We start from the raw sequence: 14791 nt of genomic DNA, 5'->3' as shown, positions 1-14791 counted from the left end.
TCCTATTTTATACGTTGTTCCAAAATCACATTGAGCGTTTTTTGCTTGGTTTGCACCGCTCTATCTTGTTCGCTTTGTACCAACAAAGCATAAATTAAATCCAATACAAAAAGTTGGGCGATTTTCGTACCAATGGAATCCCCCTGCAATTTGCCCTGTTTATTGCCATTGACCAACACAAAATCGGCGGCTTCCGTAATGGGGGAACGTAAACTATGCGTAATCGCCACCGTGGTTGCTCCATTTTGTTTGGCAATTTTTAAGGTGTGGGTGGTTTCTTGTGAATAGCCCGAATGGCTGATACCAATGGCAACATCATTAGGTTTTAACAATGCCGCCTGCATATACATAAAATGATTATTGCCTGTTGCATCCACGTGAAAACCGATTCGCATTAATTTATTTTTTGCCTCTTCCGCCGTAATGCCGGATGAGCCTACGCCGAATAGAAAAATACGATTCGCACGGCGAATGGCTTTAACACTTTCTTCCAGTTGTTTGAGATCCAACAAATTAATGGTTTCACTCACCACATTGGAAATCGCATTTTGTAACTTTTGCGCAATATGATGTGAGCTATCCGCCTGCTCAATATCGGTTTCCAATAATGGATTATCAAGGTTATCTTTGGTTGCCAATTCAATGGAAAGTTCTAATTTAAAATCACTGAATCCTTTAAAACCGACAGAACGGCAAAATCGTACAAAGGTTGCCTCGCCTACATCTAAATGTTCGGCAATTTCCGAAAGGGAACACTGCACCACCAAATCCGGCGACATTAAAATCGTATCTGCAATTTTTTTCTCGGTTTTGGTTAAACTTTGATAGAGCGAACTAATCGTATTTAAAACGTTGCCATTTTTAACCATAACTTGCCCCTTTATTCGCCGGGGTAAGTAATACATCGTTTACCCAATACGCCGCACCGATTAATCCTGCATCTTGTCCAAATTGTGCCGCCGCGACATCACAATGATAAACTTGTGGCATTTCATTTAGAAAATCTTTTACTAACGGTAAATAACCTTCCGCCAATCCTACGCTACCGCCAATCACCACTTTTTGCATATCCAAACCAATTTTTAAATCGGCGATTAAATGCGCAATGGTTTGAGCGGAACGCACCACAAGTGCGGTCGCTTTTTCATCATTTTTTCTGAAGCGTTCAAACACTTCTTTGGGGGAACAAGGTTCGTCCCACATTGCGGTGGCGGCTTCAATGGCACGTCCGGAGGCGATTGCTTCAACGCAACCACGCCGCCCACAACCACAAATCGCACCATTAGGATCGGCTAAAGTATGCCCGATATGACCGGCGATACCATTTGGCTCGGTGAGTAATTGGCGATTGACAATAAGTCCACCACCCACGCCGGTTGAGACGGTGATAAAGGCAAAATTGGTGAAAGTATTATTTTCCGTTACCCGATATTCCGCATAGGCTGCCGCTTGCACATCATTTAATAAGCCAATGGGTTTATCCGTATGACGGGCGATACTTTCTTTTAAGGGAAATTCAGCCAATCCGCCCAAGTTTTTCGAGTTAAGTGCGGTCAAAATGCCATTATTTATAATGCCTGTTGAGGCAACGGCGACATAATCAAATTGCCCCATATAGTTTTTTAACAATCGGGCAACGGCTTGGTGCAACGCCTCGGCGGCATTATCTTGCGGTGTTGCAATTTGTTGGCGAGAGGTAATTTCGCCTTTTTCAACAATTGCCGCCGCAATTTTCGTGCCGCCAATATCAAGTGCTAAACAACGCATAACTAATCCTTATTTCGGCGTAAAAAGTCACCGTTAAAATGGTTAATCTAAAAATAAGTAGAATAAATTTATCTTTTATTTTGCCGATTTCACCGCATTGGCAAACCAGCTCACAATATGCTCAAGACGGGTTAATGCCGATCCCACCGTGACAAAATCTGCGCCAATTTGAATGGCGGTTTTTGCCAATTCAGGGCTATTGTAACGTCCTTCCGCCATCACTCGGCAGCCTGCCGCTTTAAGATCCTTGACTAATTGATAATCCGGTTCTTCCGGCACTGTACCGCCGGTATAGCCCGACATTGTACTGCCGATAATATCAAAGCCTAATTTTTGACAATGCAATCCTTCGGCTAAATTGGAGCAGTCCGCCATTGCAAGGCAACCTAATTCGTGGATTTTTTTGACCGCACTTTCCAAATCAACCGGACGGGGGCGATTCGTGCCATCTACGGCGATAATATCCGCCCCTGCATTCGCGAGATCTTCAATATCCTGCAAGAAAGGGGTGATACGAATCGGGCTATCGGGCAAATCACGTTTCACAATGCCGATAATGGGTACATTCACCATTGGGCGTGTGGCTTTTAAATTATCCACACCTTCAATACGAATGCCGGCGGCACCGCCGATTACCGAAGCCTGAGCCATTGCCGCCACAATTTCAGGTTTATCCATTGGGCCGTCATCAACAGGTTGGCAAGAAGCAATTAAGCCATTTTGAATAATATTAAGTGTGTTTTGATTGACTGACATAATTAAACTCCAAATTCATTAGCGGGTAAGATGAGGTAACAATAATTGCGCCAAAGTGTCATATCCTTTAGCCGAAAAATGCAAGCCGTCCGAACTTAATGAATCAGCCAGCCAACCTTGATCGTTACGAAAAGCCTGCTGAGTAGGGATAAAGGTTAATTCATTCGGGCAATGATGGGCGAGATAATCATTTAACACGGCAATTTGAGCGTTTGTTACCGTTTTTATTTGATCTTCATTAACCGGTGTGGCTTCCAATAGAAAGTAACGGACATTAGACGGAGCAAGTGGGCGGATGTTATCTATAATTTGTTGTAACCAATCCAACACCTGCTGAGGCGAATATTGAGGCTCTTTCACAATATCATTCACACCCAAGAAAAAAAACACCGTTTCACCAAGGTGTTGAATTGCGCCTTGTGCGGCAATAACATCAAGATACTGACGGGTACTTACACCGGAAATACCAAGATTCGCGACGGTTTTTCCCATTAAAGAGGGTGTACCCTGTGGCAAATCCCCCCACATATCAAATAAGGAATGACCGATTAACGTCACCTCCGATTTTTTTTCAAATTCTGCCTGTTTTTGTTGATACCGATTAAAAATATCCTGATCGCTTAACATAAAAGCCTCTTTTAATTGTTTGTAACGGCGACATCATATCGATTTTGACTAAGTGGCGGTCATTATATCCCTCAAAAAGAAAAAGCACACCATTTTTATTTTATTTTTGAAGTGCTTTATTCAAAAATGTGATCTGCTTCTCATTTTTGAAATAAAACTTCGTTTTCTATTCAAAAAATGATCTTTATGCTTTAGAGTAACCGCAACAGGTGGGAATTGTTCGATATGATGTATTGATTGCATTGCAATTTTCCATCTCTCTTTTTTATCTCATAGACCTGCCAATGGAGGCTTTCAATGAAATTCACCAAACGTTTTATTATAACCGCCCTATCCTTAGGTATCTCGACTGCCGTTTATGCTGCCGATTACGATCTTAAATTTGGTATGAATGCCGGTACATCTTCAAATGAATACAAAGCGGCGGAGCTTTTTGCCAAAGAAGTCAAAGAAAAATCCAACGGCAAAATTGAAATTTCACTTTACCCCAATGCACAACTGGGCGATGACCGCTCAATGTTAAAACAATTAAAAGACGGTGCATTAGACTTTACTTTTGGCGAAGCCGCCCGCTTCCAAATTTTTTATCCGGAAGCAGAAGTGTTTGCCCTGCCTTATATCATCCCGAATTACGCCACCGCTCAAAAAGCCTTATTTGAAACAGAATTCGGTAAAAATTTAATTCATAAAATGAATAAAGAATTAGGTTTGACCCTGCTTTCCCAAGCCTATAACGGTACACGCCAAACCACTTCCAATCGCCCGATTAATAGCATTGCCGATATGAAAGGGTTGAAATTACGCGTGCCAAATGCGGCAACCAACCTTGCCTATGCAAAATATGTGGGGGCATCGCCAACGCCAATGGCATTTTCCGAAGTGTATTTAGCCTTGCAAACCAATTCTGTTGACGGTCAAGAAAACCCATTACCGGCAATTCAAGCGCAAAAATTCTATGAAGTGCAAAAATATTTGGCAATGACCAATCATATTTTAAATGACCAACTTTATTTAATGAGCAATGAAACCTTAGAGGAACTGCCGGAAGATTTACAAAAAGTGGTGAAAGAGGCTGCCCTAAAAGCGGCGGAATACCACACGCAACTCTTTATTGAGGGAGAACGTGATCTTATCGCTTTCTTTGAAAAAGAAGGGGTTACCATCACCAAACCGGATCTCGCCCCATTCAAAGCCGCAATGAAACCTTATTATGAAGAATTCATTAAGAAAAACGGTAAAGCCGGTGAAGAAGGTATCAAACAAATTGAGGCATTAAACCCATAATTTGTATCGGGGCTATTTATATAGCCCCTCATTTAGGGTTTTTATCGTTATGCCGGAGCAATCAATATGAAAATTTTTAATAAACTTGAAGAATGGATTGGCGGTATTTTATTTTTAGTCATCTTCGCCATTCTTATCGCCCAAATTTTCTTCCGACAAGTTGTTCATTCTCCGCTCATTTGGAGTGAAGAATTGGCACGCTTGCTTTTCGTTTATGTGGGAATGTTGGGAATTAGTATCGGAGTTCGTAATCAACAACACGTCTTTATTGATTTCTTAACCAACCTGATGCCGGAAAAAATAAAACGGGCGGTTGCAACCTTTAGTCAGCTTATTATTTTTGCCTGCCTTATCTTTTTTGTGCATTTTGGGATCAAACTCTTTTGGGATGCCTCGTTTGAAATTGTTTCCTTAGGCATTTCAGAAAAATGGCTGTATGCCTCTTTACCTTTCACATCGGCATTAATGTTTGTGCGTTTTCTACAAGCCCAAGCGGATAATTTCAGAGAACAAAAAACCTACTTACCTGCCACATTTTTCCTCGTTGTCGGCGTAATTTTATTTGCCATTTTGTTTATGTATCCCGAGTGGTATAAAGCCTTACGGATTTCCTCTTATGTGAAATTTGGATCTAACGCCGTCTTTATCACATTGGGCGTATGGTTGGTGATTATGTTCCTAGGCGTACCGGTAGGCTGGTCGCTTTTTATCGCCACCTTATTATATTTTTCAATGGTGCGTTGGAATATCACAAATGCCGCGTCCTCCAAATTGATTGAGAGCCTAAACAGTTTTCCATTGTTAAGTGTGCCTTTCTTTATCCTCACCGGTATTTTAATGAACACAGGCGGTATTACCGAACGGATCTTCAATTTTGCCAAAGCATTATTAGGGCATTACACCGGGGGAATGGGACACGTAAACATTGGGGCAAGCCTATTATTTTCGGGAATGTCAGGCTCCGCATTAGCCGATGCAGGCGGCTTGGGACAGCTAGAAATTAAGGCAATGCGTGATGCCGGATATGATGACGATATTTGCGGTGGTATTACTGCCGCCTCTTGCATTATCGGCCCACTTGTTCCGCCGAGTATTGCAATGATTATTTACGGTGTTATCGCCAACGAATCCATTGCCAAACTCTTTATTGCAGGTTTTATCCCCGGTGTTTTAGTGACAATTGCCTTAATGGTGATGAATTACTACATTTCCAAAAAACGGGGCTATCCAAGAACACCAAAAGCCACAATGGCACAACTTTGTACCGCATTTAAAAAAGCAATTTGGGCAATTTTGACCCCAATTCTCATCATTGGCGGTATTTTCTCCGGTTTATTTACACCGACAGAAGCTGCGGTAATTGCAGCGTTATATTCCGTGATTATCGGTATGTTCGTTTACAAAGAACTTACCTTAAAAATGCTTTTTAATAGTTGTGTCGAAGCAATGGCAATTACCGGCGTAACCGTATTAATGGTGATGACGGTAACTTTCTTCGGCGATATGATCGCCCGTGAACAAGTCGCAATGCGAATTGCCGATGTCTTTATGGCAGTTGCCGATTCACAACTTACCGTTTTGGTGATGATCAATCTCCTGCTTTTATTCCTAGGGATGTTTATTGATGCATTGGCATTGCAATTTTTAGTCCTGCCAATGTTAATCCCAATTGCAATGCACTTTGGTATTGATTTGGTTTTCTTCGGTGTAATGACAACCTTAAATATGATGATCGGGATTTTAACCCCACCAATGGGAATGGCACTCTTTGTGGTGGCACGCGTGGGAAATATGTCCGTTTCGACTGTAACAAAAGGGGTATTGCCGTTCCTTGTGCCGATTTTTGTTACCCTCGTACTGATAACAATCTTCCCACAAATTATTACCTTTATCCCGAATCTGTTGATGCCTTAGCCAAAAAGTGCGGTTAAATTTTTCAGTGAATGATGTTTTTAACGCCCCTCCAAAACTTCACGAAAAATGACCGCACTTTCGATATTTCGATATGATGTTGGGCGTTGTGTGATTAACTGAAGATTTTGATGAGTTTGTAGGGACGCCACGCCGGCATCCTGATGTTAATTCATTGAAATTGTTGATTTTTTTGATAAGGACGCGAGCGTCGCGTCCCGACCTATCACATTATTTAGGTGTTGTGTGATGAGAGAAGATTTTGATGAATTTGTAGGGACGCCACGCCGGCGTTCTAAATGTTAATTTATTGAAATTGCTCGATTTTTTTGATAAGGACGCGAGGCATCGCGTCCCGACCAATCACATTATTTAGGTGTTGTGTGATTGACTGAAGATTTTGATGAATTTGTAGGGACGCCACGCTGGCGTCCTGATGTTAATGCATTGAAATTATTGATTTTTTTGATAAGGACGCGAGCGTGGCGTTCCTACCGCCATATTTTTGTTTACAACATATCGGTACTTTTCAGCATAAATTCGTTTATTTCCTTGTTCGGGAAATTAAGAAAGAAAAACCTATTCAATGCCGTTTTATGAATAGCCCCCTAACCTAAACATAGCTAAATGAGGTTTCTTATGAAATTAACCAAAACAGCATTATGCACTGCACTTTTCGCTACTTTTACTTTTTCAGCTACCGTTCAAGCCTACCCCGATTTACCTGTTGGCATTAAAAGTGGAGCAGGGGCATTAATTGGCGATACCCTTTATGTGGGTTTAGGCACAGGCGGAGATAAATTCTATGCTTTAGATTTAAAAACACCGACTGAACAATGGAAAGAAATTGCCACTTTCCCCGGTGGGGAACGTAGCCAACCGGTAGCGGCGGCAGTGGATGGAAAACTTTATGTCTTTGGCGGCTTGCAAAAAAATGAAAAAGGCGAACTTCAATTTATTAATGACGCTTATCGCTACGATCCTGCAACCAACACTTGGACAAAACTGCCAACCCGTTCACCTCGAGGGTTAATCGGCTCAAGTAGTGCCTCGCACGGTGAAAAAATTTATATCATGGGCGGGACGAATATGTCTATTTTTAACGGATATTTTCAAGACATTGTTGCCGCCGGTGAAGATAAAGTGAAAAAAGATGAAATTAATACCGCCTATTTTGAACAACGCCCTGAAGATTATTTTTTCACAACCGAATTATTAAGTTACGACCCAGCCACCAATAAATGGCGTAATGAGGGGCATTTGCCGTTTTCCGGTCGTGCCGGTGCGGCATTTACCATTCAAGGCAATGATTTAATGTTAGTGAATGGTGAAATCAAACCGGGACTTCGCACGGCAGAAACTCACCAAGGTAAATTCACCCCTAAAGGTGTTGAATGGAAAAATTTACCGGATCTCCCTGCGCCAAAAGGCAAGATTCAAGATGGGTTAGCCGGTGCAATGGCAGGGTATAGTCACGGTTATTATTTGGTTACCGGCGGAGCAAACTTCCCCGGCTCGGTAAAACAATACAAAGACGGAATGATTTATGCCCACAAAGGGTTAAGCAAGGCTTGGCATAAGGAAGTTTATACCTTCAACAAAGAGAAATGGCAGATTGTCGGTGAATTGCCAATGAATATTGGTTATGGCGTTTCGGTTTCTTACGGTAATAAAGTATTGCTCATCGGAGGGGAAACCGATGGAGGCAAAGCACTCACTTCTGTCACTTCATTAAGCTATGACGGTAAAAAATTAACCGTGGAATAACTTATAAAAGATAAATACCATTTGCCATTGAACGGTATTTTCTTATGAAAATAGACCACACTTTACAGGAGACCAATCCTGTTCTCTTATACTAGTGCAAGAAGTGGGCGAATAATAAAATCCTTTTCGTATTTTGTCGATAAATCAATCTATAATTCAAAAATCAGACTTGACAAAATAATATCTCGTTATAAAAAATCGCCTTATGGCGGTTTCTTTTTACCTTTTATCTGACACCATATACCACAATGGTTTTGCCGTGGGCGTGGATTAGATTTTGATCTTCTAACATTTTGATAATTCGCCCTACCGTTTCACGGGAACAGCCGACCATTTGCCCGATCTCTTGGCGTGTAATTTTTATTTGCATACCGTCCGGATGGGTCATTGCATCCGGTTGTTTTGCCAAATTCATTAAGGTTTGAGCGATTCGCCCTGCCACATCCAAAAATGCAAGGTTACTGACCTGACGTGATGTATTTTGCAAGCGGCGTGCCAATTGGGCGGTAAGGAACATTAAAATTTCAGGATTAACTTGAATAAGTTGACGGTATTTTTTATAAGAAATTTCGGCAATTTCGCAAGGCGTTTTAGTTTTCACCCACGCCGAACGCTTTGAGCCTTCATCAAATAAACCGGCTTCCCCAAAAAATTCGCCTGCGCCGAGATAGGTTAAAATCATCTCTTTGCCTTCTTCATCTTTTGCAGACACCATCACCGAACCTTTAATCACATAGTAAAGTGTGGTGGCATCTTCACCGGCGTGGATTAGCGTTGATTTCGCCGGATAGCGATGTAAATGGCAATGGGTTAAAAACCAATCTAAAGCAGGATCTCTTACCGGCGTTTGTTCCTCTTGAGGTAAAACATCAATCTCAACATCAACGTAATCTGACATATCAACTCCTTATCAGTACCTATTTTAAAAATTCCATTTTATCTTTAATATCAATGGATTCGTGCAATTCCGACCAAACAATGACCGCACTTCCATTCCGGATTTTTGCTAATAACTGTTGTTTCTTATTTGCAAAAGACATTTCTTCAGCACCGTAGTCCGTTCCTTCACGCAGTACCACGCTTTCAACAATGTTATCAAGGGTTTCGGGTGTAATTTCTTGCCACGGAATAATCATACATTTCCTTTAGAAAGTCAATTCAACAGGGGTTCAATACAACGCCATTGTTGTTCAAAAGACTGGTTTGATGTCGCGCGGAAATTCGTGCGTACATAACGCATAAATTGTCCTTCGCAAAGGGTAACCAAATGAGCGGCGATAATGCGAACATCCACGTTAAAACCCTTTCCTTCACGCAATTTTCGCATTTGTAAAATATTCACAAATTGCATTTCAAGGCGATCAAAAAACTGGGCGACACGTGCCTGTAATTGTGCATCTTCAAACATCAAAGCGTGACCGGTTAAAATACGGGTCAAGCCCGGATTTTTACGGGCAAAATCCAAAATCATCTGCAAAATATCGTGTACTCGATTGATCGTATTGGTTTCGTTACGAATGGATGCGTTAATTCGGCTTAATAAATTATTTTCAAGGTTCTCAATTAACGCCTCAAACATTTTGGTTTTACTTGGAAAATAACGATAAAGTGCTGCTTCCGATACCCCCACTTCTTGGGCTAAACGGGCGGTGGTCATCCGCTCCATTCCCCGTTCGGAATGTAACATATGGGTTAAAACCGTTAATACTTGCTGGCGGCGTTCTTTCACCGTGCGTTTTTCAATTTTCGGGGCTTTGACTTCCGGCGTTGCCACTTCTACGCCATCCAATGCTAATTGTTCTTCTGTCATAAATTATTGTTTACCTGAATGTCCAAAACCGCCTTCACCACGTGAGGTTTCCGTAAACTCACTCACAATATTAAATTCTGCCTGTATCACCGGCACAAACACAAGCTGTGCAATGCGATCGCCCACTTCCACTTTAAAGGGTTCGGCACCACGATTCCACATCGAAACCATTAAAGGCCCTTGATAATCGGAATCAATAAGTCCCACTAAATTTCCCAATACAATACCGTGTTTATGTCCAAGTCCGGAACGTGGCAAAATCACCGCGGCTAAATTAGGATCGGCAATATAAATAGACAATCCCGTCGGGATCAATTTGGTTTCACCCGCTTGAATTTCAAAGGTTTCATCGATCAATGCACGCAAGTCAAGACCTGCCGAACCTTCCGTAGCATAAGTCGGCAAAGGAAATTCGCGCCCAATACGTTGATCCAAAATTTTCACATCAATTTTTTTCATTTACGTCTCCGTGTTAAACATACCATCACAAAAAGTGCGGTCAACATTATTTGCTTTTTTGATATTGTTGAAGAATTTCATTCACCAAATCAACAGCCAAATCCGCTTTCGATTTTAAAGAAAGGGTTTTACCGCCGCCCAGCCAGAACAGTTGCAGGCTATTTTCATCGGCATTAAACACCTGCCCGCCGGAAACATCATTGGCACAAATCATATCCAATTTTTTACGTTGTAATTTATCTTTTGCGTAATCCGCCACATTTTGGGTTTCGGCGGCAAATCCCACGGTGAAAGGACGAGATGTCGATAAATGCCCTACATCGGCAATAATATCGGGATTTTTAATCAACGTTATCTTCATTTCATCGCCAGATTTTTTAATTTTTTGATTGGCAACTTCGGCAATCCGATAATCCGCCACTGCGGCACAGCCAATAAAAATCTGATTTTTGACCGCACTTTCAAGGGCTGCCTGCCACATTTCTTGGGCGGAAATCACATCAATACGTTTAACATTTTTCGGCGTAGCTAAATTTACCGGGCCGCTAATTAAGGTGACATTCGCACCACGTTGTGCAAAGGCTTCTGCAATGGCAAAGCCCATTTTGCCGGAACTATGATTGGAAATATAACGCACAGGATCAATCGGTTCACGCGTTGGGCCGGCGGTAATTGCCACATTTAAACCCTGTAAATCTTGGGTTTGCGTAAAAAAAGTGGAAAGTGCGGTCAAAATTTCCATTGGTTCGGACATTCGCCCTGCGCCCACATCGCCACAAACCTGAAAGCCACTATTTGGCCCGATCAAGCGTACACCACGTGTTTCAAGTGCGGTTAAATTTTGCTGTGTTATTTGTTGGCGGAACATTTGTTGATTCATTGCCGGTGCAAGAAAAATAGGGGCTGCGGTTGCCAAACAAAGGGTAGAAAGTAAATCGTTCGCCATTCCCACCGTAAAACGGGCAATGAAATCGGCACTCGCAGGGGCAATCACCACCGCCTCCGCCCATTTTGCCAGTTCAATATGCCCCATTGCCAGCTCAGCCTGAGGATCGAGTAAAGATTGCGCTACGGCATTGCCGGAAATCGCTTGCAAAGTCAATGGTGTAACAAACTCGGCGGCAGCCGGGGTCAGCACAACCCGTACTTCCGCTTCGTTTTTGCGTAATAAGCGAGTTAATTCAATCGTTTTGTAAGCCGCAATGCCGCCTGTCATCCCAACGACAATTCTTTTTCCGCTTAAATCCATCGCTACTCCCTTTAATATTTTTGTTAGTGCTTAACAACAAGTCGTGCATTTTACTTCAATTTATCGGAATAAAAAATTGTATTTTTACGATCTGCCTCTCAGATTTTATCGGTCAAATTCGCATTCGGAAAAAAGTGCGGTCAAAATGAGCGGAATTTTGATTCAAAAAAGGAAAATCTATGGCATTGCCCGAACTTATGCCCCGAGAAAAATTATTAAAGTATGGCGTTAGCACGCTTTCCGATAATGAACTTCTCGCTATTTTTCTACGCACCGGAATCAAAGGCTGCCCCGTTATGCAACTTTCCGAGCAGGTATTGACTCATTTCGGCTCGCTTCGGGCTTTACTTTCTGCCGATCAAAAATCTTTTTGTGCCGTAAAAGGCTTGGGAATTACTCAATTTATTCAGCTTCAAGCCACCACCGAAATGACAAAACGTTATCTCAAACAAGCAATGTTTAACTCACAGGTGTTTAGTGATCCCGAAACCGTAAAACTTTATTTGCGAACGGAACTACAACACGAAGAACGTGAAATTTTTATGGTGCTGTTTTTAGACAATCAACATCGTTTGCTCAAAAAAGAGCGGTTATTTTTAGGCACGATTAATGTTTCCAGTGTCTATCCGCGGGAAATTATTAAAGAAGCCTTGTATTGCAATGCGGCGGCACTCATTTTAGCCCACAATCATCCCTCAGGTGTTGCCGAACCCAGCGATTCCGATCACATCGTGACACAAAAAATTTGTGAATCGGCAGAATTAATGGAAATTCGGATTCTCGATCACTTTATTGTGGGAAAAACCGATTGTTATTCTTTTGCAGAAAATTGCCTGCTTTAACTTTCGCCGAAATTGAACATTTTTTATTGAGAACATTTGGGAAAATCGCATTTGTACTTGAGAAATAAAAATTAAATCAGTATAATCTGCGACCTTTAATATAGTAAGCGGGTCGGATTAGCGCGACCTGACGAGGTAGCGAACCTGTTTTTATCAGGTTTAGAACAATCCGAACTGTAAGCTCGAGCTTATATTTAATTATTGGAGATTATTATGTCTAGAGTTTGTCAAGTAACAGGCAAGCGTCCGGCTGTGGGTAACAATCGCTCACACGCAATGAATGCGACACGTCGTCGTTTTCTTCCAAACCTTCACACTCACCGTTTTTGGGTTGAAAGTGAAAACCGTTTTGTAACCTTACGTTTAACTGCGAAAGGTATGCGTATTATCGATAAAAAAGGCATTGATGCAGTGTTAGCTGAAATCCGTGCTCGTGGCGAAAAAATCTAAGGAGCTAAAATATGGCAGCGAAAGGCGCTCGTGAGAAAATCCGTTTAGTTTCTACTGCAGAGACCGGTCACTTCTACACAACCGACAAAAACAAACGTAATATGCCTGAAAAAATGGAAATCAAAAAATTTGATCCCGTTGTGCGTAAACACGTTATCTATAAAGAAGCAAAAATCAAATAATTTTGCAGATTTAGAAAAAGCCCGACTCTGTTCGGGTTTTTTTACATCTCTCATCAAGTCGTTTTATTCCCCCCTCATCAGGAATAAAATACTTCCTTATTTCATCAAAGAGAACTCAAAATGCCTGAACTTCCGGAAGTCGAAACTGCACTACGTGGTGTCAGCCCTTATCTTAAAGGTTTCACGATTGAAAAAATTACCGTTCGCCAACCCAAATTGCGTTGGGCGGTTTCCCCTGAATTGATGGAACTAAAAAATGTCAAAATTTTAGATCTCACCCGCCGTGCGAAATATCTGATTATTCATACGGAAAAAGGCTATATCATCGGGCATTTAGGAATGTCCGGCTCGGTACGCATTGTGCCGCACGATAGCCCCATAGATAAGCACGACCACGTTGATATTGTGATGAATAACGGAAAATTATTACGTTATAACGATCCACGCCGCTTCGGTGCTTGGTTATGGGCGGAAAACCTTGATGAATTTCATTTGTTCTTAAAATTAGGGCCTGAGCCACTTTCCGATGAATTTAATGCCGATTATTTATTTAAAAAATCCCGCAAAAAATCAACCGCACTTAAAACATTTTTAATGGATAATGCCGTTGTTGTTGGAGTTGGGAATATTTATGCGAATGAAAGCCTGTTTTTATGTGGTTTGCACCCGCTTAAATCTGCCGGCAATCTTACCCGAAAACAATGCGAACTAATTGTGGATACAATAAAAACTGTGCTGACAAAAGCTATTGAACAAGGCGGGACAACCCTCAAAGATTTCTTACAACCTGATGGTCGCCCCGGTTATTTTGCGCAAGAATTATTGGTTTATGGCAACAAAGACAAGCCTTGTCCAAAGTGCGGTACAAAAATTGAAAGCTTAGTGATCGGACAACGCAATAGCTATTTTTGTCCGCATTGCCAAAAGAAAAAATAAAGGCGCATAATGCGCCTTCTTCTTAGAAAAATAGTGTCCACCAATGAGAGATCGGCATAATTAAAAATAATGCAGGTAACATATTGGCAACCCGAAACATTTGCATATTACAAATGCGAAAACCTGCCGCAATCATCAATATTCCTCCTACTGCGGCAAAATCTGCACGCATTTCCGGTGTAACAAATGGGATAATAAATACCGCGGAATACGCTAATACTAATTGTAATAGAAGCTGCGGTACAAAAATGCTCGCCACCGCATAGCCCAAACCGGTTGCAAAAATCAAGGCAGTGAAAAAATCAAGAAAAGCCTTCACCATCAAAACACTAAAATCTCCGGTCATTCCTTCATTCATTGCGCCAAAAATACCGGTTCCGCTGAAGGAAAATAAAATCACGATTGCCACAAATTTCGACAAAAACTCCTCGTGCGTTAAATGATGTCCGCCTTGTGGAAATAATTTTTCCACAATACCTTTTGCGGAAGAGGCTAATTTATTGAGTCCCTGTTCTAACATCATCATTTCACCCACAATCGAGCCTAACAATACTGCTAAAATCATTGCCGGCATACTTGCCGTTTTCGCTACCATCACAATGCCCATACACATTGAACAAAGCCCAAAAATAAGGGTTAAATTTATGCGTAAACGTTCAGGAATTCGTCCTCCTAGTGCAGCACCAATCAGCGCACCACTGAAAATTGCAATCGCATTGATATAAGGTCCAATAATCATCATATGTCTCCG

General features: G+C 41.6%; 17 protein-coding genes. 7 read left to right on the top strand and 10 right to left on the bottom strand.

Annotated elements, in window-relative coordinates:
• Positions 1-2: 2 nt before the first annotated feature.
• The 4 genes from BKL49_RS00805 to BKL49_RS00790 all read right to left on the bottom strand — a co-directional run bounded on the left by BKL49_RS00805 (position 3) and on the right by BKL49_RS00790 (position 3150).
• Positions 3-869: a MurR/RpiR family transcriptional regulator gene (locus tag BKL49_RS00805; protein ID WP_077422747.1), complete on the bottom strand. Its 867-nt coding sequence runs from the start codon at positions 867-869 to the stop codon at positions 3-5.
• Positions 862-1767, bottom strand: coding sequence for an N-acetylmannosamine kinase (locus BKL49_RS00800; RefSeq protein ID WP_077422746.1), 906 nt, complete (start codon positions 1765-1767; stop codon positions 862-864). The genes BKL49_RS00805 and BKL49_RS00800 overlap by 8 nt, the downstream gene beginning before the upstream one ends.
• A 75-nt stretch (positions 1768-1842) precedes the next feature.
• Positions 1843-2523 carry an N-acetylmannosamine-6-phosphate 2-epimerase gene (locus BKL49_RS00795; RefSeq protein WP_077422745.1) on the bottom strand — a complete coding sequence of 227 codons (681 nt, stop codon included), beginning with the start codon at positions 2521-2523 and terminating at the stop codon, positions 1843-1845.
• 18 nt (positions 2524-2541) lie between these two features.
• Positions 2542-3150, bottom strand: a complete 609-nt coding sequence (locus tag BKL49_RS00790; protein WP_077422744.1) for an SGNH/GDSL hydrolase family protein — start codon at positions 3148-3150, stop codon at positions 2542-2544.
• A gap of 297 nt (positions 3151-3447) precedes the next feature.
• Between BKL49_RS00790 and BKL49_RS00785 the strand changes: the two genes are divergently transcribed.
• The 3 genes from BKL49_RS00785 to BKL49_RS00775 all read left to right on the top strand — a co-directional run bounded on the left by BKL49_RS00785 (position 3448) and on the right by BKL49_RS00775 (position 8112).
• On the top strand, positions 3448-4434 hold the full coding sequence (locus BKL49_RS00785) for a sialic acid TRAP transporter substrate-binding protein SiaP (RefSeq protein WP_077422743.1): 987 nt from the start codon (positions 3448-3450) through the stop codon (positions 4432-4434).
• A gap of 66 nt (positions 4435-4500) precedes the next feature.
• On the top strand, positions 4501-6348 hold the full coding sequence (locus BKL49_RS00780) for a TRAP transporter large permease (protein WP_077422742.1): 1848 nt from the start codon (positions 4501-4503) through the stop codon (positions 6346-6348).
• Between the two features lie 636 nt (positions 6349-6984).
• A complete protein-coding gene (locus tag BKL49_RS00775; protein WP_167367097.1) occupies positions 6985-8112 on the top strand; it encodes an N-acetylneuraminate epimerase in 1128 nt (375 codons plus the stop codon).
• A 226-nt stretch (positions 8113-8338) separates the two neighbouring features.
• On the opposite strand, the gene crp is transcribed toward BKL49_RS00775, so the two are convergent.
• From crp to coaBC, 5 genes are read right to left on the bottom strand one after another with little or no spacing between them, the layout of a single operon-like run.
• On the bottom strand, positions 8339-9010 hold the full coding sequence (gene crp / locus BKL49_RS00770) for a cAMP-activated global transcriptional regulator CRP (RefSeq protein WP_077422740.1): 672 nt from the start codon (positions 9008-9010) through the stop codon (positions 8339-8341).
• 19 nt (positions 9011-9029) lie between these two features.
• A complete protein-coding gene (locus tag BKL49_RS00765; RefSeq protein WP_077422739.1) occupies positions 9030-9248 on the bottom strand; it encodes a YheU family protein in 219 nt (72 codons plus the stop codon).
• Between the two features lie 17 nt (positions 9249-9265).
• Positions 9266-9922: a nucleoid occlusion factor SlmA gene (gene slmA, locus BKL49_RS00760; protein WP_077422738.1), complete on the bottom strand. Its 657-nt coding sequence runs from the start codon at positions 9920-9922 to the stop codon at positions 9266-9268.
• Positions 9923-9925: 3 nt separating this feature from the next.
• Complete coding sequence (dut, locus tag BKL49_RS00755; protein ID WP_077422737.1) at positions 9926-10381, bottom strand: dUTP diphosphatase; 456 nt, start codon at positions 10379-10381, stop codon at positions 9926-9928.
• A gap of 46 nt (positions 10382-10427) precedes the next feature.
• On the bottom strand, positions 10428-11630 hold the full coding sequence (gene coaBC / locus BKL49_RS00750) for a bifunctional phosphopantothenoylcysteine decarboxylase/phosphopantothenate--cysteine ligase CoaBC (RefSeq protein WP_077422736.1): 1203 nt from the start codon (positions 11628-11630) through the stop codon (positions 10428-10430).
• Between the two features lie 179 nt (positions 11631-11809).
• Between coaBC and radC the strand changes: the two genes are divergently transcribed.
• From radC to mutM, 4 genes are all read left to right on the top strand, one after another.
• Positions 11810-12472: a RadC family protein gene (radC, locus tag BKL49_RS00745; RefSeq protein ID WP_077422735.1), complete on the top strand. Its 663-nt coding sequence runs from the start codon at positions 11810-11812 to the stop codon at positions 12470-12472.
• Between the two features lie 213 nt (positions 12473-12685).
• Positions 12686-12922: a 50S ribosomal protein L28 gene (rpmB, locus tag BKL49_RS00740; protein ID WP_005542826.1), complete on the top strand. Its 237-nt coding sequence runs from the start codon at positions 12686-12688 to the stop codon at positions 12920-12922.
• An 11-nt stretch (positions 12923-12933) separates the two neighbouring features.
• Positions 12934-13104 carry a 50S ribosomal protein L33 gene (gene rpmG, locus BKL49_RS00735; RefSeq protein ID WP_005613503.1) on the top strand — a complete coding sequence of 57 codons (171 nt, stop codon included), beginning with the start codon at positions 12934-12936 and terminating at the stop codon, positions 13102-13104.
• A 120-nt stretch (positions 13105-13224) separates the two neighbouring features.
• On the top strand, positions 13225-14040 hold the full coding sequence (gene mutM / locus BKL49_RS00730; protein WP_077422734.1) for a DNA-formamidopyrimidine glycosylase: 816 nt from the start codon (positions 13225-13227) through the stop codon (positions 14038-14040).
• A gap of 22 nt (positions 14041-14062) precedes the next feature.
• Here the strand turns inward: mutM and BKL49_RS00725 are convergent, their stop codons facing one another.
• Positions 14063-14779 carry a DUF554 domain-containing protein gene (locus tag BKL49_RS00725; protein ID WP_077422733.1) on the bottom strand — a complete coding sequence of 239 codons (717 nt, stop codon included), beginning with the start codon at positions 14777-14779 and terminating at the stop codon, positions 14063-14065.
• Positions 14780-14791: the final 12 nt, after the last annotated feature.

Origin of the sequence: Rodentibacter myodis (assembly GCF_001999305.1) — a bacterium.
Taxonomy (GTDB): Bacteria; Pseudomonadota; Gammaproteobacteria; order Enterobacterales; family Pasteurellaceae; genus Rodentibacter; species Rodentibacter myodis.
The sequence above is the reverse complement of the archived record's forward strand: the minus strand, read 5'-3'. Positions and strand labels throughout refer to the sequence as shown.